This is a genomic window from Pseudomonas migulae (assembly GCF_043225285.1).
GTDB lineage: Bacteria > Pseudomonadota > Gammaproteobacteria > Pseudomonadales > Pseudomonadaceae > Aquipseudomonas > Aquipseudomonas migulae_C.
The window spans coordinates 1503558-1526138 of sequence record NZ_CP171224.1; the positions used below are offsets into that span (position 1 = coordinate 1503558).

At 61.1% G+C, this 22581-nt stretch carries 20 protein-coding genes; 5 read left to right on the forward strand and 15 right to left on the reverse strand.

Features of this window, described 5'->3' with window-relative positions; all coding sequences use genetic code 11:
• Positions 1 to 6: 6 nt before the first annotated feature.
• Entirely contained in the window at positions 7 to 1239 is a 1233-nt protein-coding gene (locus ACF6ZU_RS06935) for a transporter associated domain-containing protein (RefSeq protein WP_392891091.1), read from the forward strand.
• Positions 1240 to 1482: 243 nt separating this feature from the next.
• Positions 1483 to 2799 carry an MFS transporter gene (locus tag ACF6ZU_RS06940; protein ID WP_392891092.1) on the forward strand — a complete coding sequence of 439 codons (1317 nt, stop codon included), beginning with the start codon at positions 1483 to 1485 and terminating at the stop codon, positions 2797 to 2799.
• A gap of 87 nt (positions 2800 to 2886) precedes the next feature.
• Here the strand turns inward: ACF6ZU_RS06940 and purT are convergent, their stop codons facing one another.
• The 5 genes from purT to ACF6ZU_RS06965 form a co-directional block, all read right to left on the reverse strand.
• A complete protein-coding gene (gene purT / locus ACF6ZU_RS06945; RefSeq protein ID WP_392891093.1) occupies positions 2887 to 4068 on the reverse strand; it encodes a formate-dependent phosphoribosylglycinamide formyltransferase in 1182 nt (393 codons plus the stop codon).
• Positions 4069 to 4168: 100 nt separating this feature from the next.
• Positions 4169 to 4636 (reverse strand): preQ0 transporter, encoded by a 468-nt coding sequence (locus tag ACF6ZU_RS06950; RefSeq protein WP_392891094.1) that lies wholly within the window; start codon positions 4634 to 4636, stop codon positions 4169 to 4171.
• A 123-nt stretch (positions 4637 to 4759) separates the two neighbouring features.
• Positions 4760 to 4975: a DUF1289 domain-containing protein gene (locus tag ACF6ZU_RS06955; RefSeq protein ID WP_392891095.1), complete on the reverse strand. Its 216-nt coding sequence runs from the start codon at positions 4973 to 4975 to the stop codon at positions 4760 to 4762.
• Entirely contained in the window at positions 4972 to 5496 is a 525-nt protein-coding gene (locus tag ACF6ZU_RS06960) for a gamma carbonic anhydrase family protein (RefSeq protein WP_392891096.1), read from the reverse strand. The genes ACF6ZU_RS06955 and ACF6ZU_RS06960 overlap by 4 nt, the downstream gene beginning before the upstream one ends.
• Before the next feature lie 54 nt (positions 5497 to 5550).
• A complete protein-coding gene (locus tag ACF6ZU_RS06965) occupies positions 5551 to 6150 on the reverse strand; it encodes a CoA pyrophosphatase (RefSeq protein ID WP_392891097.1) in 600 nt (199 codons plus the stop codon).
• 146 nt (positions 6151 to 6296) lie between these two features.
• Between ACF6ZU_RS06965 and ACF6ZU_RS06970 the strand changes: the two genes are divergently transcribed.
• Together ACF6ZU_RS06970 and ACF6ZU_RS06975 are read left to right on the forward strand one after the other, a co-directional pair.
• Entirely contained in the window at positions 6297 to 6848 is a 552-nt protein-coding gene (locus ACF6ZU_RS06970; protein WP_392891098.1) for an NUDIX hydrolase, read from the forward strand.
• A gap of 51 nt (positions 6849 to 6899) precedes the next feature.
• Positions 6900 to 7403, forward strand: coding sequence for a murein L,D-transpeptidase family protein (locus tag ACF6ZU_RS06975; protein WP_392891099.1), 504 nt, complete (start codon positions 6900 to 6902; stop codon positions 7401 to 7403).
• A 188-nt stretch (positions 7404 to 7591) separates the two neighbouring features.
• On the opposite strand, the gene ACF6ZU_RS06980 is transcribed toward ACF6ZU_RS06975, so the two are convergent.
• Together ACF6ZU_RS06980 and purL are read right to left on the reverse strand one after the other, a co-directional pair.
• Complete coding sequence (locus tag ACF6ZU_RS06980; RefSeq protein ID WP_392891100.1) at positions 7592 to 7903, reverse strand: NGG1p interacting factor NIF3; 312 nt, start codon at positions 7901 to 7903, stop codon at positions 7592 to 7594.
• 5 nt (positions 7904 to 7908) lie between these two features.
• The gene (gene purL, locus ACF6ZU_RS06985) at positions 7909 to 11805 is read right to left on the reverse strand and encodes a phosphoribosylformylglycinamidine synthase (protein WP_392891101.1); all 3897 of its coding nucleotides are present in this window, start codon (positions 11803 to 11805) and stop codon (positions 7909 to 7911) included.
• A 274-nt stretch (positions 11806 to 12079) separates the two neighbouring features.
• Here purL and mltF point away from each other — a divergent pair, with 274 nt between their 5' ends.
• Entirely contained in the window at positions 12080 to 13540 is a 1461-nt protein-coding gene (gene mltF / locus ACF6ZU_RS06990; protein WP_392891102.1) for a membrane-bound lytic murein transglycosylase MltF, read from the forward strand.
• Between the two features lie 123 nt (positions 13541 to 13663).
• On the opposite strand, the gene pdxJ is transcribed toward mltF, so the two are convergent.
• The 8 genes from pdxJ to lptF form a co-directional block, all read right to left on the reverse strand.
• Positions 13664 to 14407, reverse strand: coding sequence for a pyridoxine 5'-phosphate synthase (gene pdxJ / locus ACF6ZU_RS06995; RefSeq protein WP_392891103.1), 744 nt, complete (start codon positions 14405 to 14407; stop codon positions 13664 to 13666).
• Between the two features lie 112 nt (positions 14408 to 14519).
• Positions 14520 to 15209 (reverse strand): DNA repair protein RecO, encoded by a 690-nt coding sequence (recO, locus tag ACF6ZU_RS07000; RefSeq protein ID WP_392891104.1) that lies wholly within the window; start codon positions 15207 to 15209, stop codon positions 14520 to 14522.
• Between the two features lie 167 nt (positions 15210 to 15376).
• A complete protein-coding gene (gene era / locus ACF6ZU_RS07005) occupies positions 15377 to 16279 on the reverse strand; it encodes a GTPase Era (RefSeq protein ID WP_008026691.1) in 903 nt (300 codons plus the stop codon).
• Positions 16272 to 16961, reverse strand: coding sequence for a ribonuclease III (gene rnc / locus ACF6ZU_RS07010; protein ID WP_392891105.1), 690 nt, complete (start codon positions 16959 to 16961; stop codon positions 16272 to 16274). The genes era and rnc overlap by 8 nt, the downstream gene beginning before the upstream one ends.
• Before the next feature lie 184 nt (positions 16962 to 17145).
• Positions 17146 to 18000: a signal peptidase I gene (gene lepB / locus ACF6ZU_RS07015; RefSeq protein ID WP_392891106.1), complete on the reverse strand. Its 855-nt coding sequence runs from the start codon at positions 17998 to 18000 to the stop codon at positions 17146 to 17148.
• Between the two features lie 5 nt (positions 18001 to 18005).
• Complete coding sequence (gene lepA, locus ACF6ZU_RS07020; RefSeq protein WP_008026688.1) at positions 18006 to 19805, reverse strand: translation elongation factor 4; 1800 nt, start codon at positions 19803 to 19805, stop codon at positions 18006 to 18008.
• A 247-nt stretch (positions 19806 to 20052) separates the two neighbouring features.
• Positions 20053 to 21114: an LPS export ABC transporter permease LptG gene (gene lptG / locus ACF6ZU_RS07025; RefSeq protein ID WP_392891107.1), complete on the reverse strand. Its 1062-nt coding sequence runs from the start codon at positions 21112 to 21114 to the stop codon at positions 20053 to 20055.
• Complete coding sequence (gene lptF, locus ACF6ZU_RS07030; RefSeq protein ID WP_392891108.1) at positions 21107 to 22225, reverse strand: LPS export ABC transporter permease LptF; 1119 nt, start codon at positions 22223 to 22225, stop codon at positions 21107 to 21109. The genes lptG and lptF overlap by 8 nt, the downstream gene beginning before the upstream one ends.
• Positions 22226 to 22581 lie beyond the last annotated feature (356 nt).

Below are 22581 nucleotides of genomic sequence, written 5' to 3' on the forward strand. Positions count from 1 at the left end.
GCATAAATGGACGACTTGCCCATAGGGCCGATGCTCGCCGTAGTGGCCCTGCTGATCTTATGGTCGGGGCTGTTCACCGCCATCGAAGCGGCGCAGCAACATTTGCTGGCCCAGCGCACCGCGTCGCGTTCCAGCGACAAACCGGTGGCGAAACTGAGCTTTCCGCTCAGCAGCCTGATTTTCTGCAACACCCTGTGCCGCGCCCTGGCGGTGGTCATCAGCACCTTGCTGGCGATTTTCACCTGGGCCGAAAACGGTCCATGGGTCGCGTGCCTGGGGGCCGGCGCGATACTGCTGGTGTTCGCCGACTACCTGCCACGCACCCTCGCCGCCCGTTATCCCGACGCGATCCTGACCCTGGGCAACACCTTGCTCGGCGTGCCGCTGAAAATCATTTACCCCGCCGCCTGGTTGCTCAACGGCCTCAGCCAGTTGCTGACGCGACCGTTTGCCCGCAAGGCCAAAGTGGTACAGCAGAGCGAAGACGAGGCGCCGAAGGATCGCCACGACGATCAGGAAGCGGTTTGCCGTCCGCATCCGCTATCCGGCATCCACGCGCTGGACAACATCACGGTCAACGACATCCTGGTGCCGCGCAGTGATGTCGACGGGATCAACCTCGACGACTCGATCGAAGAAATCCTCGAACAGCTGCGTGCCAACCGCCGCACGCTCCTGCCGGTTTTCCACAGTGACATCAATCAGGTCGAGGCCGTGCTCAACACCCGGCAGATCCGCCACCTGCTGCCCGATGGCCTGCTGACGCGCGAAGCGCTGCTGGCCGCGTGTCACGACCCGTACTTCGTGCCGGAAAGCACCCCGCTGCAACTGCAACTGCTGAACTTCCACAAACAGCAGCGGCGCCTGGGCATGGTGGTCGACGAGTACGGCGAGGTGCTGGGCATCGTCACGCTGGAAGATATCCTCGAAGAAATCGTCGGCGAATTCGAAAGCCAGCAGAGCCTGGACAACCCGCACATCCATCCACAGGCCGATGGGCGCCTGGTAATCGATGGCGCCGCATCGATTCGCGACCTGAACAAAAGCCTCGGCTGGCACCTGCCCAGCGACGGCCCGAAAACCCTCAACGGGTTGGTGACCGAGGCGCTGGAAACCATTCCGGACAGCGCGGTGTGCCTGAAGATCGGGCGTTATAGGCTGGAGATCCTCGAGACCGAAGACAACCGCGTGACTCGCGTGTTGATCTGGCACACCGCTGCAACCCCCGTAACCGCCTGACACCACGCTCTTGTAGGAGCCGGCTTGCTGCGGGCGGCGTTCCGACGATGGCGCCCTTGAAATCGCCATCGCCGGCAAGCCGGCTCCTACAAAAAACCGCATTTACCGTGGCATAATCGTTTCCGCTTACCCAAGCCCCGCCCCACCCCGTGCTACCCGCACCCCCGCAGCAAACCCACATCCCTGGGTGTTCGACCATAATAATTCGCTCCACTGGGGCACATGACTGTCAGGGATAACCGCATGACGACCAGCACCACCTATTCCGAAACCACGCCTGCGCAACCGACGAACTCCGCCACCCGCGTGGCGACCGCGAGTTTCATCGGCACCGCCATCGAGTTCTACGACTTCTACGTCTACGCCACTGCCGCCGCGCTGGTGATCGGTCCGGTGTTCTTCCCGCAGACCTCCGGCACCGCACAGATGCTCTCGGCGTTTCTCACGTTCGGCATCGCGTTCCTGGCTCGACCGCTGGGTTCGGCCCTGTTCGGCCACTTCGGTGACCGCATCGGGCGCAAATCGACCCTGGTCGCCTCGCTGTTGTTGATGGGCGTGTGCACCACGCTGATCGGCGTGCTGCCGGGTTACGACAGCATCGGGGCCTGGGCGCCGATCCTGCTTTGCGTATTGCGCTTCGGCCAAGGCCTGGGGCTGGGCGGCGAATGGGGCGGCGCGGCGTTGCTGGCCACCGAGAATGCGCCCAAGGGCAAACGCGCCTGGTTCGGCATGTTTCCGCAGCTTGGCCCGTCGATCGGCTTTCTCGCCGCCAACGGCCTGTTCCTGACGCTGGCGATGACACTGGATGACGAACAGTTCCGCTCCTGGGGCTGGCGAATTCCGTTCCTGCTCAGTGCCGCACTGGTGATGGTGGGGCTGTATGTTCGACTGAAACTGCACGAAACCCCGGTGTTCGCCAATGCCGTGGCGCGCCAGGAGCGGGTGAAGATTCCGCTGGTCGAGCTGTTCAGCCAATACTGGGCGCCGATGCTGCTGGGCGCCGGCTCGATGGTGGTGTGCTACGCGCTGTTCTACATCTCGACGGTGTTTTCCCTGAGCTACGGCGTGTCGACGCTGGGCTACACCCGCGAAACCTTCCTCGCGCTGCTGTGCTTCGCCGTGCTGTTCATGGCCGCTGCGACGCCGTTGTCGGCCTGGGCCAGTGACCGTTACGGGCGCAAACCGGTACTGATCATCGGTGGCGTGCTGGCGATTCTGTCGGGGTTCCTGATGGAGCCGCTGCTGACCCAGGGTTCGACCTGGGGCGTGGCGTTGTTCCTGTGCATCGAGCTGTTTCTGATGGGCGTAACGTTCGCGCCGATGGGGGCGTTGCTGCCGGAGCTGTTTCCGACACACGTGCGTTATACCGGTGCGTCGGCGGCCTACAACCTGGGCGGCATTGTCGGAGCCTCGGCGGCGCCGTTCTTTGCGCAGAAGCTGGTGGCGATGGGGGGTTTGAGTTACGTCGGCGGGTATGTATCGGGGGCGGCGGTGCTGAGTTTGATTGCGGTGCTGTGCCTGAAGGAGACACGGCATAACGATTTGAATCGGGTTGCCTGACAGAAAAAGCATCGCGAGCAGGCTCGCTCCCACAGGGATCACACTGAACCTGTGGGAGCGAGCCTACTCGCGATAGTCGCGCCGCGGTTACAGCTCTACAACAACAGCCTGAGAAGCGCGGGTCGCTTTGGCCCGGGCAGCCTCGATCGACTCGTCCCGCGCCAACGCCACACCCATCCGGCGCTGGCCATTCACTTCCGGCTTGCCGAACAGACGCAACGCCGTATCCGGCTCGCTCAACGCAGCGCCGAGGTTGGCGAACGCGGTCTGGGTCGACTGCCCTTCCACCAGAATCACCGCCGACGCCGAAGGCCCGAACTGACGGATCAATGGAATCGGCAGGCCGAGAATGGCTCGCGCGTGCAAGGCGAACTGCGACAGATCTTGAGAGATCAGGGTTACCAGGCCCGTGTCATGCGGTCGCGGCGAGACTTCGCTGAACCACACCTGATCACCTTTGATGAACAGCTCGACACCAAACAGGCCACGACCGCCCAGGGCTTCGGTGACGGCTTTGGCGACGCGCTCGGACTCAGCCAGGGCAATCGGGCTCATGGCTTGCGGCTGCCAGGATTCCTGATAGTCGCCCTTCTCCTGACGGTGACCGACCGGCGCACAGAACGTGGTGCCGCCGACGTGACGCACGGTCAGCAGGGTGATTTCGTAGTCGAAATCGATGAAGCCTTCGACGATCACGCGGCCTTTACCGGCGCGACCACCTTCCTGCGCGTAATCCCAGGCGGTTTTCACGTCATCGACGCTGCGCAGCAGGCTCTGGCCTTTGCCCGAGGAACTCATGACCGGCTTGACCACGCACGGGAAACCCAGGTCTTCGACGGCCTTGCTGTAGTCCTCGAAGGTGTCGGCGAAGTGGTACGGCGAGGTCGGCAGGTCCAGCTCTTCAGCGGCCAGGCGACGGATGCCTTCACGGTTCATGGTCAACTGCGTGGCACGCGCGGTCGGGATCACGGTGAAGCCTTCGGCTTCCAGCTCAACCAGGGTCGCGGTGGCGATGGCTTCGATTTCCGGCACGATGAAGTGCGGCTTCTCGGCTTCGATCACGGCACGCAGGGCGGCGCCGTCGAGCATGTTGATCACGTGACTGCGATGCGCCACCTGCATGGCCGGCGCGTTGGCATAGCGATCCACGGCAATCACTTCAACGCCCAGGCGTTGCAGCTCGATCACCACTTCCTTGCCCAACTCACCACAGCCACACAGCAATACGCGGGTCGCGGTTGGCGACAATGGAGTTCCGATACGGGTCATCTCAGGTCCTCAAAGGAGCGGATCATCGAGGGTCGCTGTGCCTGGCACGCTTCCCACGGGAAGAAAGCGCGGCATTTTACATGAACCTGAGGGTTTGGCTTCAGCTGGCGACTGCCTGTTTGCGCAAGCGCCACGCCATGATCAGCCACACCGCCGTCACGCCGGCGAACTTCGAGGCCATGGCGGTGAGGATCACGGCCGGGGTGAAGGCGTCGATCATGCCGAAGAAGATGAAGGTATCGAGGGGAATGCTCAGGGCCGAACTTATCCACAGGCGGTCGTGCAGCGGACGCTTGGTGATGCTGAACACCAGCCAGTCGATGCACTCGGAGACCGCGAACGCCGTGGCGCTGGCCAGGGCGATCGACGGATCCGAGGTGACGTACGACAGCACCAGCGCCGCAAGCATCGCCACTATAGCGCCGTGGCCGAAGCGGATTTGCACCATGTCGCGCAGGATGAATACCAGACCACCCCAGGCGGACCAGATGATGTCCAGGTGTGGCGCGGTGGAAAAGGCGTAGTTGATCAGCACGACGCTGCCCATGTAGGCGATCAGGAAAAGCATGGAGTCATTCACTGTAGGAGCGAGCTTGCTCGCGAAAAACGTTAACGATAACGCGTAAATTCTGGTGCCACGCGGCGCCCTCTGGTTTTTCGCGAGCAAGCTCGCTCCTACAGGGGAACGGGTTCAGTTATTGGATTTGTTGCCAATCATCCAGATCAACCCGCTGGACTTCGCCCGTTCGTGACACAGCCCCAGCACCGTCCGGCGTTCATCATTACTCATCCGACTCCAGCGGGTGATTTCTTCCACGGTGCGCTGGCAGCCGGTGCAGATGTCATCCTCGTCCAGCGCGCAGATGCTCACGCAGGGCGATGCCACCGGGCGTTCGGGGGTGGTCATTCTTCCTGCTCGGCCAGATCGCGGGCATAACGCTGGGCGTTATGCACATAGTGGGCGGCGCTGGCTTCCAGCATCTTTTTCTGCTGCTCGGTCAGCTCACGCACGACCTTGCCCGGCGAACCCATGACCAGCGAACCGTCCGGAATTTCCTTGCCCTCGCCGATCAGCGAGTTAGCGCCGATGATGCAGTGCTTGCCGATTTTCGCGCCGTTGAGAATCACCGCGTTGATGCCAATCAGACTGTAATCGTCGACGGTGCAGCCGTGCAGCATGGCGTTGTGGCCGATGGTCACGCCGGTGCCGATGGTCAGCGGGTAGCCCATGTCCGTGTGCATCACGGTGCCGTCCTGAACGTTGCTGTTCTTGCCGATCAGGATCAGTTCGTTGTCGCCACGCAACACCGCGTTGAACCAGACGCTGGCACCCCCTTCCAGTTTGACCCTGCCCACCAGCACGGCGTTGGGGGCAACCCAGCTTTGCGGATGGGTGTCGACGCGGGCGTCGCCCAGGCGGTATTTCATCTTGTCGTCCTCGTGGCTCAGGCAGCCGGGATTCGTGCCATGCGAGCGATGGCTTCAGGTGTTGATAAAACTCTTGGGCGGTTGATGCAGGCTGATTTTGGCGTCATAGAGCAAGTTGATCAACTCGACGATCATGATCGCCGTCAGGCCCCAGATCTTGTATTCACCATACCGATAACTCGGCACGTACCAGCTGCGCCCCTGGTAATCGATGCGATGCGTATGTTCACGCGGGTCTTTGCGAAAGAACTCCAGGGGCACGCTGAACACAGCGGCGATCTCGGCATCGTTGGCCCGATACTCGACAAAATCCGGAATCACGCCGACATACGGCGTGACCTTGATTCCATGCAGGGAGATTAACGGGCTCAGCGGGCCGATCACTTCGACCAGCCCCGGCGGCAGACCGATCTCTTCTTCGGCTTCACGCAGCGCAGTGAAAACCAGGTCAGGGTCTTCCGGGTCCCGTCGACCGCCTGGGAAGGCCACTTCGCCGCCATGGGTCGAGAGCCCGCTGGCGCGCAGGGTCAGGACCAGTTCCGGTTCATCACTGCGGGTGATGGGCACCAGGACCGCGGCCTCAGGGAAGCGCTTGTCGGTTTCCAGTGTGCGGGGCGTGTGGTTGCTTACTCGATGCAGTAGCTCGTCCAGCATGAGTCTTCTCGATTTATTCTCTACCCCGCATCATGCACCAATCACACGGACCGCCCAACCCCCGAACTGCCGCTTGTCGCGAAACGACAACTTGCCGACAGACACCGCCGCACGCCAAGATAGGCGCAGCATTCAGGAACCCAAGCATGAAATTTTGCAGTCAGTGCGGCAACCCGGTGACCCAACGCATTCCCGAAGGCGATTCGCGCCTGCGTTTTGTCTGTGACAGCTGTCACGCCATTCACTATCAGAACCCCAATATCGTCGCCGGCTGTGTGGCGACCTGGGGCTCGAAAGTGTTGCTGTGCCGGCGCGCCATCGAGCCACGACTCGGTTACTGGACCCTGCCCGCCGGTTTCATGGAGAACGGTGAAACCATCGAGCAGGCGGCCGTTCGCGAAACGGCCGAGGAAGCCTGCGCGCGGGTGCGCAACCTCAGCATCTATACCTTGATCGACGTGCCGCACATCAGTCAGGTGCACGTGTTCTTCCGCGCCGAACTGGCAGACCTGGATTTTTCCGCTGGCCCCGAGAGCCTGGAAGTGGCGCTTTTCGACGAAGCCGACATCCCGTGGTCCGACCTGGCTTTCCGCACGGTGGGCCGTACCTTAGAATGCTTCTTCGCTGACCGGCGGACCGAGGTCTACCCCGTGCGGTCCGAATCGATCCCGCCGCTGGCTCAGCCTGCCCTCACCTGAAAACCATCTATAACTAAAAATAGTCGCGACACCTCTAGGGATATCGTTTCAATGCGCTGGTTGCTTGCCCTGTTCTGCTTGTCGTTCGTCACGATTTCCCAGGCCTCCACTGTGGAAACGCTGGACGGCAAAGTCATCGAAAAAATCCTTGTCCTCAAGTCCGCCCATCAATTGCAGCTGATCAACGACGGCAAGCCGCTCAAGACCTATCGCATTTCCCTGGGCAAACGTCCCAAGGGACCGAAGCTGATGGAAGGTGACAAGCGCACGCCGGAAGGTTTCTACTGGATCGACTGGCGCAAGGTCAGTGATCGCTTCAACCTGGCGATGCACATTTCCTACCCGAACATCAGCGATTCCGCCCGTGCTCGCCGTGAAGGCGTCTCGCCTGGCAGCATGATCATGATTCATGGCACCCCGGATACCGAAGACACCCCGGAAGACCTGTTCCACACACTGGACTGGACCGATGGCTGCATTGCCATGCGCAACATGGACATGCGCGAGATCTGGGGATTGGTGCCGGACGGGACGATGATCGAGATTCGCCCGTAAGCACAGAGAATTGGCGCCTGTCAGACCGCTATCGCCGGCAAGCCGGCTCCTACAGGGTTCGGGCGTGACCACGATTTTGTGTACGACGCGCACATTGTAGGAGCCAGCTTGCTGGCGATGGGGCCCTCCCGGACATAAAAAAACCCGCTGACGAATCAGCGGGTTTTTCATTTCAGCAGCCGGGAAGATCAGAAATCCTCCAACCGCCACACTTCATAAGCCGGCGTCTCGTACGGATGGCTGAGTTTTAGCGCAGCCACCACGGCCACCATCAATTCATCCGCCACCACCAGCTCCACCTTCCATTCCTCGACCTGCTCGACCTGCCCCGCTTCGCCAATGAACGGCTGACTGCCGTCCAGTGGACGAAACTGGCCAAGGCCCAACACCTGCCATGAACAGTGGTCATAAGCGCCGATCCGCCCGCCACCGGCGGCGAATACGGCGTTCTTGACCACTTCGACATGGCTGGCCGGAACAAAAAAGCAAAGCTTGTACACGGTGCTTAGTTCACCCACACGCGAGCGTTACGGAACATACGCATCCAAGGTGCGTCTTCGTTCCAGTCTTCCGAACGCCACGAGTTCTGCACGGCGCGGAACACACGCTCCGGGTGCGGCATCATGATCGTTACGCGACCGTCGCGGCTGGTCAAACCGGTGATCCCGCGCGGCGAACCGTTCGGGTTGGCCGGGTAGTTTTCGGTGACCTTGCCGTGGTTGTCGACGAAACGCATCGCCACGCAACCCGACAGATCGGCTTCCAGCAAAGCTTCCTCGCTTTCGAACTCGGCATGACCTTCGCCGTGGGCGATGGCGATCGGCATGCGCGAACCGGCCATGCCTTGCAGGAAGATCGAGTTCGACTCCTGGATCTGCACCATGGCCACACGGGCTTCGAACTGTTCGGAACGGTTGCGCACGAAGTGCGGCCAGAACTCGCTGCCCGGGATCAGCTCGTGCAGGTTGGACATCATCTGGCAACCGTTGCACACGCCAAGGGTGAAGCTATCGGTACGTTCGAAGAAGCCCTGGAACGCATCGCGAGCACGGCTGTTGAACAGCGCGGACTTGGCCCAGCCTTCGCCGGCACCCAGTACGTCGCCGTAGGAGAAACCGCCGCAAGCGACCATGCCTTTGAAGTCGTTCAGGTCAACACGGCCGGCCAGAATGTCGCTCATGTGCACGTCGATCGCGTTGAAACCGGCGCGGTCGAACGCGGCCGCCATTTCCACCTGACCGTTGACGCCCTGCTCACGCAGCACGGCAACCTGTGGGCGGATACCTTTCTTGATGTAAGGCGCGGCGACGTCCTGGTTGACGTCGTAGCTCAGTTTGACGCTCAGGCCCGGGTTGTCTTCTTCCAGCAGCACGTCGAACTCTTGCTCGGCGCAGTCGGCGTTGTCACGCAGACGCTGGATCTGGTAGCTGGTTTCAGCCCACTGACGTTGCAGCAGACGGCGCTGGCCTTCGAACACGGTTTCGCCGTTGAAGGTGATGTTAATCTGGCCGTTGTTGATCGGCTGACCGATCACCGACACGCACTCGCCCAGACCGGCGGCGCTGAACTGCGCGAGGATGTCCGGGGTGGCGTCCTGGCGAACCTGGATCACGGCGCCCAGTTCTTCGTTGAACAGGATCGCGGCGATGTCGGCCGAGGTTTCCGCCAGACCGTCGAGGTTCAGGCTCAGGCCACAGTGACCGGCAAAAGCCATTTCCACGGCGCTGGTCAGCAGACCACCGTCGGAACGGTCGTGGTACGCCAGCAGGTGACCGTCAGCGTTGAGGCCCTGGATCACGGCGAAGAAGGCTTTCAGGTCTTCGGCATCATCGACGTCCGGCGCTTGCGAGCCGAGCTTGCCGTGAACCTGGGCGAGGATCGAAGCACCCATGCGGTTCTGGCCACGACCCAGGTCGATCAGGATCAGGTCGGTGGTGCCCTTGTCCATGCGCAGTTCCGGGGTCAGGGTCTGACGGATGTCAGCCACTGGCGCGAAACCGGTCACGATCAGGGACATTGGCGAAGTGACGGTCTTGTCTTCGCCGTTGTCGTTCCAGCGCGTGGCCATGGACATGGAGTCCTTGCCCACCGGAATGGTGATGCCCAACTCAGGGCACAATTCCATGCCGACCGCTTTCACGGTGTCGTACAGACGCGCGTCTTCACCCGGGTGACCGGCAGCGGACATCCAGTTCGCCGACAGCTTGATGTCGGAGATCTTGTTGATGCGCGAGGCAGCGATGTTGGTCAGGGTTTCGCCGATGGCCATGCGGCCCGACGCCGGAGCGTCCAGCAGGGCCAGCGGAGTGCGCTCGCCCATGGCCATGGCTTCACCGGTGTAGACGTCGAAGCTGGTGGCGGTGACGGCAACGTCGGCCACCGGAACCTGCCACGGGCCGACCATCTGGTCACGGGCCACGAGGCCGGTGATGGTGCGGTCGCCGATGGTGATCAGGAAGCTTTTGCTCGCCACGGCCGGGTGATGCAGAACGCGTTCGACGCAGTCTGCGATCTCCAGGGTCGACGGATCGAAGTCGTCGCCCAGCTCGTTTTCACGAACGGCCGAACGGTGCATGCGCGGGGCTTTGCCCAGCAGCACTTCCAGCGGCATGTCCACCGGGCTGTTGCCGAAGTGGCTGTCGGTGACCGTCAGTTGCGGCTCGGCAGTGGCTTCGCCAACCACGGCGAACGGGCAACGCTCGCGTTCGCAGATCGCCTGGAAGCGTTCGAAGTCCGCCGGGCCGACCGCCAGAACGTAGCGTTCCTGGGATTCGTTGCTCCAGATTTCGTGCGGGGCCATGCCCGGCTCGTCGTTTGGAATGTTGCGCAGTTCGAAACGGCCACCACGGTTGCCGTCGTTGACCAGCTCCGGGAAGGCGTTGGACAGACCGCCCGCGCCGACGTCGTGGATGAAGCTGATCGGGTTCTTGTTACCCAGTTGCCAGCAACGGTCGATGACTTCCTGGCAGCGACGTTCCATTTCCGGGTTTTCGCGCTGAACCGAAGCGAAGTCCAGGTCCGCCGAGCTGGTGCCGGTGGCCATGGAGGAAGCTGCGCCGCCGCCCAGACCAATCAGCATCGCCGGGCCGCCGAGCACGATCAGCTTGGAGCCGACGGTGATCTCGCCTTTCTGGACGTGTTCGGCACGGATGTTACCCATGCCGCCGGCCAGCATGATCGGCTTGTGGTAACCGCGAACCTCGTCGCCACGCGGGGTGGTGATCGACTGTTCGAAGGTACGGAAATAACCGGTCAGGGCCGGACGACCGAATTCGTTGTTGAACGCGGCGCCACCCAGTGGGCCTTCGATCATGATGTCCAGCGCGGTGACGATGCGCTCAGGCTTGCCGTACGGCACTTCCCACGGCTGTTCGAAGCCAGGGATCTGCAGGTTCGATACGGTGAAACCGGTCAGGCCGGCCTTTGGCTTGGCGCCACGACCGGTAGCACCTTCGTCGCGAATCTCGCCGCCACTGCCGGTGGACGCGCCCGGGAACGGGGCAATCGCAGTCGGGTGGTTGTGGGTTTCGACCTTCATCAGGATGTGCACCGGCTCCTGCACCGCGCCGTACTGGCGGGTTTCAGGGTCCGGGAAGAAACGGCCGGCGACGTTACCGACGATCACCGAAGCGTTGTCCTTATAAGCGGACAGCACGCCTTCGCTGTGCATCTGGTAAGTGTTCTTGATCATGCCGAACAGGCTTTTTTCCTGGCTCTGACCGTCGATGTCCCAACTGGCGTTGAAGATCTTGTGACGGCAGTGCTCGGAGTTCGCCTGGGCGAACATCATCAGTTCGATGTCGTGCGGGTTGCGCTTCAAGCCGAGGAAGGCGTTGACCAGATAGTCGATCTCGTCTTCGGCCAGGGCCAGGCCCAGCTCGGTGTTGGCTTTTTCCAGCGCGGCACGGCCGCCACCCAACACGTCGATCGCGGTCAGGGGCTTCGGTTCGGCGTGGCTGAACAGACCGGCGGCCTGTTCGAGGTTAGCGAGGACGATCTGGGTCATGCGGTCGTGCAGGACGTCGGAGATCAGCTGCGCTTCGGCGTCGCTGAACTGGCCGGCCACGTAGAACGCAATACCGCGCTCCAGGCGCTGGATCTTGCTCAGGCCGCAGTTGCGAGCGATGTCGCTGGCCTTGCTGGACCACGGCGAGATGGTGCCGAAACGCGGCAACACCAGGAACAGGCGACCGGTTGGCTCTTGTACCGGAACGCTTGGACCGTACTTCAGAAGGCGCGCGAGCACCTGCTGTTCGTCGCCGGTCAGGACGCCGGTAACTTCGGCGAAGTGAGCGAATTCAGCATACAAGCCGCTGACAGCCGAAACCTTCTGGCTCAGTTGCTCAAGGAGTTTGCTGTGGCGAAAGGCAGAAAGGGCAGGAGCGCCGCGCAGGATCAACATCTTCGGGACAGCCTCGGGAAGGGGTGTGCTTTGAGGCCGTGCATTCTAGCCTAAACCGCCCGCGACATCACCCGAAACGGTACGGGCGGCAGCACTCGGGTGCCGGGGCGGAAATTTCCACCGGAAACGGCGACGCGGCGAGGGTTATTTTTACTGTCACAAAATGCCGTTCGGGCCCATTCCTGCGGGCTCCAGAGCGGTTTTCGATTTCCTAGCAGACAAGGCCTTCGCTGTCGAGATATGGCGCTCGTGGTCCTTTGCGTATACTGCGCAGATGTTTTCCCCAACGGCTTTGCGTCCGCGGCACGCCAAATGGCTGATCGCAACCGGACTCTTCCTGATGCTCAGTGGCTGTGTTGATAAACCCAACACGCTGGAGCGCGTAAAGGAGGATGGCGTGCTGCGGGTGGTTACCCGAAACAGCCCCGCCACCTACTTTCAGGATCGCAACGGTGAAACCGGCTTCGAATACGAGCTGGTGAAGCGCTTCGCCGACGATCTGGGGGTGGAACTCAAGATCGAGACCGCCGACAACCTCGACGACCTGTTCAGCCAGGTGGGCAAGCCCAACGGCCCGGTGATCGCTGCGGCCGGCCTGGTCAGCAGCGAAGAGCGCAAGAAGCAGGTGCGTTTCTCCCACGCCTACCTCGAAGTCACCCCGCAGGTCATCTATCGCAACGGCCAGTCACGGCCGACCGATCCGAAAGACCTGGTGGGCAAGAAGATCATGGTGCTCAAGGGCAGCACTCACGCCGGGCAACTGGCTGAGTTGAAGCAGAAGTTTCCCGGCATCGAATACGAAGAGTCCGACGCAGTTGAAGTCGTCGACCTGCTGCGCATGGTGGATGAAGGTCAGATCGACCTGACCCTGGTCGACTCCAACGAAGTGGCGATGAACCAGGTCTACTTCACCAACATCCGGGTTGCCTTCGACCTCGGTGACGCCAGCAACCAGAGCTGGGCGGTGGCGGCCGGCGAAGACAACAGCCTGCTCAACGAGATCAACAGCTACCTCGACAAGGTCAAGAAGAATGGCACCCTGCAACGGCTGAAAGACCGTTACTACGGGCACGTCGATGTACTTGGCTACATGGGCGCCACCACCTTCGCCCAGCATTTGCAGCAACGGCTGCCCAAGTACGAGCAGCACTTCAAGGCCTATGCCAAGAAAGAACAGGTGGACTGGCGCCTGCTCGCGGCGATCGGTTATCAGGAATCCCTGTGGCAACCGGCGGTCACCTCGAAGACCGGCGTACGCGGCCTGATGATGCTGACCCAGAACACCGCACAGGCGATGGGCGTGTCCAACCGCCTCGATCCGAAGCAAAGCATCATGGGTGGCGCCAAGTACCTGGCGTACATGAAGGATCAGCTGGACGAGTCGATCCAGGAACCGGATCGCACCTGGTTTGCACTGGCGGCCTACAACGTCGGCAGCGGTCACCTGGATGACGCGCGCAAACTGGCGGCCAAGGAAGGGTTGAACCCGGACAAGTGGCTGGACGTGAAGAAGATCCTGCCGCGCCTGTCGCAGAAACAGTGGTACAGCAAGACCCGTTACGGCTACGCCCGCGGCGGCGAGCCGGTGCATTTCGTGGCGAACATCCGTCGCTACTACGACATCCTGACGTGGGTGACGCAGCCGCAGCTTGAAGGCAATCAGGTCGCCGAGGGCAACCTGCATGTGCCGGGGGTCGACAAGACCAAGCCGAATCAGGAAACCCCACCGCTCTAACGGCCACCCCAATCAAATGTGGGAGCGAGCCTGCTCGCGAGGCGGTGAGTCAGTCGACACTTACTTTGACTGGCACTCCGCATCGCGAGCAGGCTCGCTCCCACATTGGGTTTTGCGTTCGGCTTAGGCTTTTGCGGCGGCCAGGATCAAGGCTTTCATTTCCGATACCGCCGAATTGAACCCGACAAACAACGCATGCGCCACCAGCGCATGGCCGATGTTCAGCTCGTTAATGCCCTTGATCGCCGCGACCGCTTCGACGTTGTGATAGTGCAAACCGTGACCGGCGTTGACGATCAGGCCCTGGGCCAGACCGAACGCCACACCATCGGCCACGCGCTTGAGCTCTTCAGCCACGTCAGTCGGGGTTTCGGCATCCGCATAACGGCCGGTGTGCAATTCGATCGCCGGGGCGCCGACGCGGCGGGACGCTTCGATCTGCCGCTCGTCCGCGTCAATGAACAGCGACACCTCGCAACCGATCTTCGCCAGGCGGTCCACCGCAGCCTTGATCCGTGCTTCCTGTCCCGCCACGTCCAGACCGCCTTCGGTGGTCAGCTCCTGACGGGTTTCCGGAACCAGGCAAATGTGCGCCGGACGGATGCGCTCGGCGAACAGCATCATTTCTTCGGTGACGCCCATTTCGAAGTTCATGCGGGTTTGCAGCACATCCTTGAGCACCAGCACGTCACGCTCCTGAATGTGCCGACGGTCTTCGCGCAAGTGCACGGTGATGCCGTCAGCGCCCGCCTCTTCCGCGTCCAGTGCTGCCTTGACCGGGTCCGGATAGCGCGTGCCCCGGGCCTGGCGCAGGGTGGCAACGTGGTCGATGTTCACGCCGAGAAGAATGCGATTGCTGGTGGTCACGGAAGCGCTCCTGAATTTAAAGATTCGGCGCACAGCATACACGGGGAGATAGGGTCTGTTGACGTTTGGTGGTGGTCGTGACGGGATGACCACCACCAAGCGTCAACAGACCCTACGGCTTGCGAAACAGCTCGCGACTGACCAACGGACGACCACCCAGGTGAACGGCCAGCGCCTGACGCATCAAACGCTTGGCGGCGGACAATGCACCGGGGGCCGACCAGTCCGCTTCGGCCATGGCCAGCAGTTCAGTGCCGTTGAACAGCCCGGGTTGCAGCAGGTAGACCTGCTCCAGGCCTGCATCCACTTGCAGACGGTACAGACCGTCCGGCGCAATGGGTTCGCCGTGGATATCGGTGTTCAGCGCGAAGCCGTAACCGAGGTCGTCGAGCAAGCGCCATTCGAAGGAACGCAGCAGCGGCTCCAGCGGTCGGCCTTCGGCGAGGGCCGACAAGGTCGCGGCGTAATGATCGAACACGCCGGGATGAGGGTCTTCGGCGGGCAACAGGCGAATCAACAGTTCATTGAGGTAGAGCCCGCTGAACAGCGCCTCACCGATCAGCCATGTCGACGTACCGGCACTTTCCATGCGCCCGACATTCTTCAACTCGCCCCGCCCCCGGAATTCGACCTCCAGCGGCACGAACGGCCGGGCCAGCGTCCCCGCCTTGCCCCGCGCACTGCGCAACACCGCCCGCAGCCGACCTTGCGGCGTGAGGAAATCCACCAACGCGCTGTTTTCGCGGTAGGCGCGGGAGTGGAGGACGTAGGCGGGTTGGCCGATGGGCTGGGGTTGGGACATGGATGTCGCAGTTCTCAATATGCAAACACGGTTTTACTGACCACTACAAACCAATGTGGGAGCGAGCCTGCTCGCGATGGCGCCACCACATTCAACATTGGTGTTGAATGTCAGACCGCTATCGCGAGCAGGCTCGCTCCCACAGGGGATGCATCCGGGATCAAGTGTTACAGATCACCGTAACCCAGCGAACGCAGTGCGCGCTCATCGTCAGACCAGCCGCCTTTCACCTTGACCCAGAGGTTGAGCATGATCTTGGAGTCGAACAGCAGCTCCATGTCCTTGCGCGCCTCGGTACCGATGCGCTTGATGCGCTCGCCTTTGTCGCCAATGATGATTTTCTTCTGGCCGTCACGTTCGACGAGGATCAAGGCATGGATGTGCAGGGTTTTGCCCTGCTGCTTGAACTCTTCGATTTCCACGGTGATCTGGTACGGCAGCTCGGCACCCAGCTGACGCATGATTTTCTCACGCACCAGTTCGGCAGCGAGGAAGCGGCTGCTGCGGTCGGTGATCTGGTCTTCCGGGAAGAAGTGATCGTTTTCCGGCAGGTGCTCGGCGATTACGCGCTCCAGGGTGTCGAGGTTGTGGCCATGCTGGGCCGAGATCGGCATGATCTGCGCGTTCGGCAGCTGCTCCTGCAACCAGGTCAGGTGCGGCATCAGCTCGGCTTTGTCTTCGATGCGGTCGGTCTTGTTCAGCGCCACGATCAGCGGGCCGGTCACATACTGCACGCGCTCGAGGACCATCTGGTCTTCGTCGGTCCACTTGGTGCGGTCCACCACGAAGATCACCACGTCGACGTCTTTCAACGCCGCCGAAGCGGTCTTGTTCATGTAGCGGTTCAAGGCTTTTTCGCCGCCCTTGTGCATGCCCGGGGTATCGACGTAGATCGCCTGGACGGCGCCTTCGGTCTTGATGCCCAGCATGTTGTGGCGGGTGGTCTGAGGCTTGCGCGAAGTGATCGCGAGCTTCTGGCCGAGGATGTGATTCAGCAGCGTGGACTTGCCCACGTTGGGACGGCCGACGATGGCAACATAGCCACAGCGTGTTGCGGTTGAATCAGTCATTGCCATTCTCCACACCCAGGGCAATCAGTGCTGCGGCGGCCGCTACCTGTTCGGCAATACGACGACTCACACCCTGACCTCGGCTTTTTTCTGTCAGTAAGGTGATTTCACATTCGACGAAGAACGTCCGGCAATGCGGCTCACCCTGAATATCCACCACTTCGTAACGCGGCAGCTCGCAACCACGGGACTGCAGATGTTCCTGCAGGCGGGTTTTCGGATCCTTGTTGGTATCGACCAGCGTCAGGCCTTCGAACTCACCGGCCAGCCAGGCCAGCACGCGCTCGCGCGCCACGTCCATGCCGGCGTCCAGGTAGATCGCACCGATCAGCGCTTCCAGGGCATCGGCCAGAATCGACTCGCGACGGAAACCGCCGCTTTTCAACTCGCCGGAACCCAGACGCAGGTAATCGCCCAGATCGAAACCGCGGGCCAGTACGGCCAGGGTCTCACCTTTCACCAGGCGTGCGCGCAATCGCGACAACTGGCCTTCACGGGCCAGCGGGAAGCGATCGAACAGCGCCTCGCCAGCGACGAAGTTGAGGATGGCATCACCGAGGAATTCCAGGCGTTCGTTGTTGCGCCCGGCAAAGCTGCGGTGGGTCAGGGCCAGGACCATCAGTTCCTGATCCTTGAAGGTGTAGCCGAGCTGACGCTCTAGACGGCTTAAGGAGACGCTCACGGTTTACCCACGCTGAGTTCGTGGCTGGATTCCACCGCCATCGCCGTGGTGCGGCGCAGGCTTGGGACAATTAACGCTGTGTTCAAAAATTACGTCCTGAATATCATTGTTTTCATGCGTCCGGTGCCGATTGTGCCGGTTCCAGAAATGCATTCGGCGCTGTGTTCAACAGCGCCGTGTGTGATTACTTGATCAGGCCAACCCGCGAGAAATTCGGCAGGTGACTGAGTTTGGGTTCCGGCCAGCTCATCCAGACCGCGAAGGCCTTGCCGACGATATTCTTGTCGGGAACCATGCCCAGCAGATCCTTGGGAATGCTCGGATCATCCCAGTAGCGACTGTCGTTCGAGTTGTCGCGGTTGTCGCCCATCATGAAGTAATGCCCGGCAGGCACCGTCCACGTATGGTCCGGCGAGGCGCGATAGCGACTCATTTCCTTGCGGATCAGGTGCTCGGCGGCGCCGAGTTTTTCCTTGTAGAGCTCGGCGCTGCCCAGCGTGCCCGGCTCGGAGCCGACCAGTTGCTCGGCAATCGACTCGCCGTTGACGAACAGACGCTTGTCAGCGGTGTAACGAATCTGGTCACCCGGCAGGCCCACGACACGCTTGATGTAGTTGACGTTCGGATCGCTTGGATAGCGGAACACCATCACATCGCCGCGCTGCGGATCACCGACCTCGATGACTTTCTTGTCGATCACCGGCAGGCGGATCCCGTAAGAAAACTTGTTCACCAGGATGAAGTCGCCAACGTCCAGGGTCGGTTTCATCGAACCGGAAGGAATCTGGAACGGTTCCACCAGGAACGAACGCAGCACCAGCACGATGAACAACACCGGAAAAAACGACTTGCCGTATTCGACCAGCAACGGCTCTTTGTTCAGCTTCTCGACCACCACCACATCTGGCTGGCTGACGCTGCCCTGATAGGAGGCAATGGCGGCACGCCGACGCGGCGCCAGGAAAACCAGATCGAGCAACGCCAAGAGGCCGCAGACGAACACGGCGATGACCAGCAACAGCGGGAAATTTAGTGACATAGGACCTAACTATCCAACCTGAGCACTGCAAGGAAGGCTTCTTGTGGAATTTCCACGTTGCCGACTTGCTTCATGCGTTTTTTACCGGCCTTTTGCTTTTCAAGCAGTTTCTTCTTACGGCTAACGTCACCGCCGTAGCATTTGGCCAATACGTTCTTTCTGAGTGCCTTGACGGTTGTCCGCGCCACAATCTGACCACCAATGGCGGCCTGGATTGCCACGTCGAACATCTGCCGCGGAATCAGTTCTTTCATCTTCTCGGTCAACTGGCGACCTTTGTAGTTCGCGTTATCGCGATGCACGATCAGCGCCAGGGCGTCGACCTTGTCACCGTTGATCAGCACATCCAGTTTCACCAGATTAGCCGATTGATAACGATCGAAATGGTAATCCAGCGAAGCATAGCCACGGCTGGTGGATTTCAGACGGTCGAAGAAGTCCAGGACCACTTCGTTCATCGGCAGATCGTAGGTCACCTGGACCTGCGTACCGAGGAACAGCATGTCGTGCTGCACGCCACGCTTCTCGATGCACAGGGTAATGACGTTGCCCAGGTGCTCTTGCGGCACAAGAATGTTGGCCCGCACGATCGGTTCACGCATGTCTTCGATCGTGGACAGGTCCGGTAGCTTCGACGGGTTATCGACGTAAATCGTTTCACCGGTTTTCAGCAACAGCTCGAAAATTACCGTCGGCGCAGTGGTGATCAGGTCCAGGTCGTACTCGCGCTCCAGGCGCTCCTGGATGATTTCCATGTGCAGCATGCCGAGGAACCCGCAACGGAAGCCGAAGCCCAGGGCGTCGGAGCTTTCCGGGGTGTATTGCAGCGACGAGTCGTTGAGCGTGAGCTTTTGCAGGGCTTCACGGAAATCTTCGAAGTCGTCGGAGCTGACCGGGAACAGACCGGCGTACACCTGCGGCTGAATGCGTTTGAAACCTGGCAGCACGTCGACGTCCGGCGTCGAGCTCAAGGTCAGCGTGTCACCAACCGGCGCCCCGTGAATGTCCTTGATGCTGGCGATGATGAAGCCCACTTCACCGGCCTTCAGGTCGGCGGTCGGGGTGTGTTTCGGGTTGAATACACCGACGCTGTCCACCAGGTGGATCTTGCCGGTGGACTTGACCAGGATCTTGTCGCCCTTCTTCACGCGGCCGTGGCGCACGCGCACCAGGGACACAACGCCCAGGTAGTTGTCGAACCAGGAGTCGATGATCAACGCTTGCAGCGGATCGTCGTAGTTGCCGGTCGGCGCCGGAATGGTGGTGACCAGGCGCTCCAGCACTTCATCGACGCCCAGACCGGTCTTGGCACTGCAAGTGACCGCGTCGGTGGCATCGATGCCGATGATTTTCTCGATTTCTTCCTTAACGCGGTCCGGATCGGCCTGTGGCAGGTCGATCTTGTTCAGGACCGGCATGACTTCCAGGCCCTGTTCGATCGCCGTGTAGCAGTTGGCTACCGATTGCGCTTCAACGCCCTGACCTGCATCGACCACCAGCAACGCACCTTCACAGGCCGCCAGCGACCGGCTGACTTCGTAGGTGAAGTCAACGTGGCCCGGGGTGTCAATGAAGTTCAGCTGGTACTTGATGCCGTCGCGAGCGGTGTAATAAAGGGTGACGCTGTGGGCCTTGATGGTGATCCCGCGTTCACGTTCCAGGTCCATGGAGTCCAGCACCTGGGCTTCCATTTCGCGCTCGGCAAGGCCGCCGCACATCTGAATGAAGCGGTCGGCCAGCGTCGACTTGCCATGGTCAATGTGGGCGATGATGGAGAAATTGCGGATATGACTCAAATCACTCACGGATCAACACTCAAAAAGGCTGCAGGCATAGCCCGCCGAAAAATAGCCGGGAATTGTACCTGATCCTCGGCGCAAGCGTCACGTTCGCAGGTCAGACGGCACCTACAAAAACGCCCCGGTCTTGCGACAGGGGCGTTTTGAAGGCTTTTGCGGGGGCTGGCTTGCTGGCGATCCGGGCGCTGCGGCGGGTCTGGAAGACCGCAGCGATGCTATCGCCGGCAAGCCGGCTCCTACAGTTCGCGTACGATCAACCGGCTCGACGCAGGAGGTAGACCCCGGCCAAAGCGCATACGCCCGCCGGCACCAGCACCGCAAACAGGGGCGAGAAGCCGAACACCAGGCTCGATGGCCCCAGCAGATCCTGAACGATACGGAAGGTGAAACCCACCAGAACGCCGGTGAACACCCGCTGACCGAGGGTCACCGAGCGCAGCGGACCGAAGATGAAGGAGATCGCCATCAGCACCAGAGCGGCAGTGACCAGCGGCTGCAACACTTTGACCCAAAATGCCAGCCAGTAACGGCCGTTGTTCAGCCCCTGATCCGCGAGGTAATGGATATATCCCCACAGTCCGGTGATCGACAGCGAATCCGGTGACATCACCACGGTGCTGAGCAATTGCGGGCTCAGCGCCACGTTCCAACGCTCGTCCGCCGCCGTGACCACTTCGGTGCTCTTCTCATGGAACAGCGTGGTCGTAACGTCGCTCAACTGCCAGTGATCCTTGTCGAACTCCGCGCGTTTGGCGAAGCTCGAGGACAACATGTGCCGCTGGTCGTCGAAACGATAACGGGTCACGCCGTACAGCAGACCGTTGGGTTGAACGGAGTTGACGTGGATGAACTCGTCGCCCTGGCGGTGCCACAGGCCATGCTTGGCGCTTTGCGCATCGCCACTGCCTTGTGCCAGCGAGCGGTTGGCCTGCGCAGTGCTTTCGGTCGCCGGCGCGACGTACTCGCCGATCAGCACCCCGACCACCATCAGCACCAGCATCGGCTTCATGACGGCCCAGACGATCCGACCGATCGACACGCCTGCGGCGCGCATGATCGTCAATTCGCTGTGGCTGGCCAGGCTGCCGAGACCGATCAGGCAACCGATCAGCGCCGCCATCGGCAACATGTCATAGAGACGACGCGGCGCGGTCAGCAGGACATAACTCAGCACATCAACCAAGGTGTAGGTGTCGGTCACTTCACCCATTTCGTCGATGAAAGCAAACAGGGTTGCCAGACCGAGAATGATCCCCAGTACCGCAAGGATCGCGATGAAAACGCTGCTACCGATGTAGCGATCGAGCTTAACCACGGGCCACCTCCAGCGCAGCGCGGCGACTTGCCCGCTTCAACTGCAAGGGTTCCCAGTAAAGCAGACCCAGGCCGATGGCCAGGAAGATCGCATGGACCCACCACAGGCCCAGCGCAGGCGGAATCTTGCCCTTTTCGAGGGCGCCACGGGCGGCAATCAGGATGCTCAGGTAAGCCATATAAAGAAGAATCGCCGGCAGCAGCTTGAGGAAACGGCCCTGGCGCGGATTGACCCGCGACAGCGGCACCGCCATCAGGGTCACGATGAAGACCAGCAACGGCAACGACAGACGCCATTGCAGTTCGGTACGAGAACGGATGTCATCACTGCCGAGCAAGGAACTGGTGGTCATTGCATCACGGTCGGTGACTTCGTCGCTGACGTCCGGCTTGGGCAGCAACACGCCGTACTCTTCGTACTTGATGGCGCGGTAATCGGCCTGGCCCGGATTGCCGTCGTAGCGATAGCCGTTGTCGAGAATCAGGTAACGGTTGCCGTCAGGGCGGATTTCCTGGCGCCCCTTCTCGGCCACCAGCACGGAAATCCCGCGATCCTTGTTGGCAGAGGAGACGTTCTTCTGCGAAATAAACACGCCGCCGAGGTGGATGCGATCATCCGTCAGGGTTTCGGTGTAGGTCACGCGGGTGCCGTCACGCAAGGCCTGGAAGCGGCCCGGCTCGAGGGTGTCGAATTCGGTCAGGGCATCCTGCTTGTTCAGCAGCAATTGGAACTGGTTGGCGCCTTGCGGCGCGAGGCTCAGGCTCAGCCATGCCACCACCAATGCCACCAGGGTCGCCGGAAACAGCGTCCAGGCGAACAACCGCTGCTGGCTCATGCCCGTGGCGGAAAGCACGGTCATTTCGCTTTCAAGGTACAGGCGACCGTAGGCCAGCAGGATCCCGAGAAACAGGCCCAGCGGCAGGATCAGCTGCAGGAAGCCCGGCAGGCGAAAGCCCATGATCAGGAACAGCGAGCCCGGGTCGAGAAGACCGGCAGCCGCCTGAGCGAGGTATTTGATGAAGCGTCCGCTCATGATGATGACCAGCAGCACGGCGCTGACGGCGCTCAAGGTCAACAGGACTTCACGGGACAGATAACGGAAGACAATCAAACCAGACACTCCAGGGTTGTCAGGCTAAGGCGGCCAAACAAGCAAACGTATCAGGCAGCCCGCAAGACAGAGCTGCCGAAAAAAGTTGGCGCATTATCCTGTGATTGAGTGCGCCTGTCACTGCGCAATGCGCCGCGACGGCACAGCCCTCAACGATAGCGCGTAATGGCCGGATCACCTCGGCAGCCATTGTAGGAGCGAGCCTGCTCGCGATGGTCGCCAACGATAACGCGGGAAACCTGACACCCCGCGGTGGTCTCGGGTTTTTCGCGAGCAGGCTCGCTCCCACAGTGATCGCGTAAACAATGAAGATCGTACAACCGAGGGTTGTCAGGCTCGGGGCCCGAGGTTCAAAC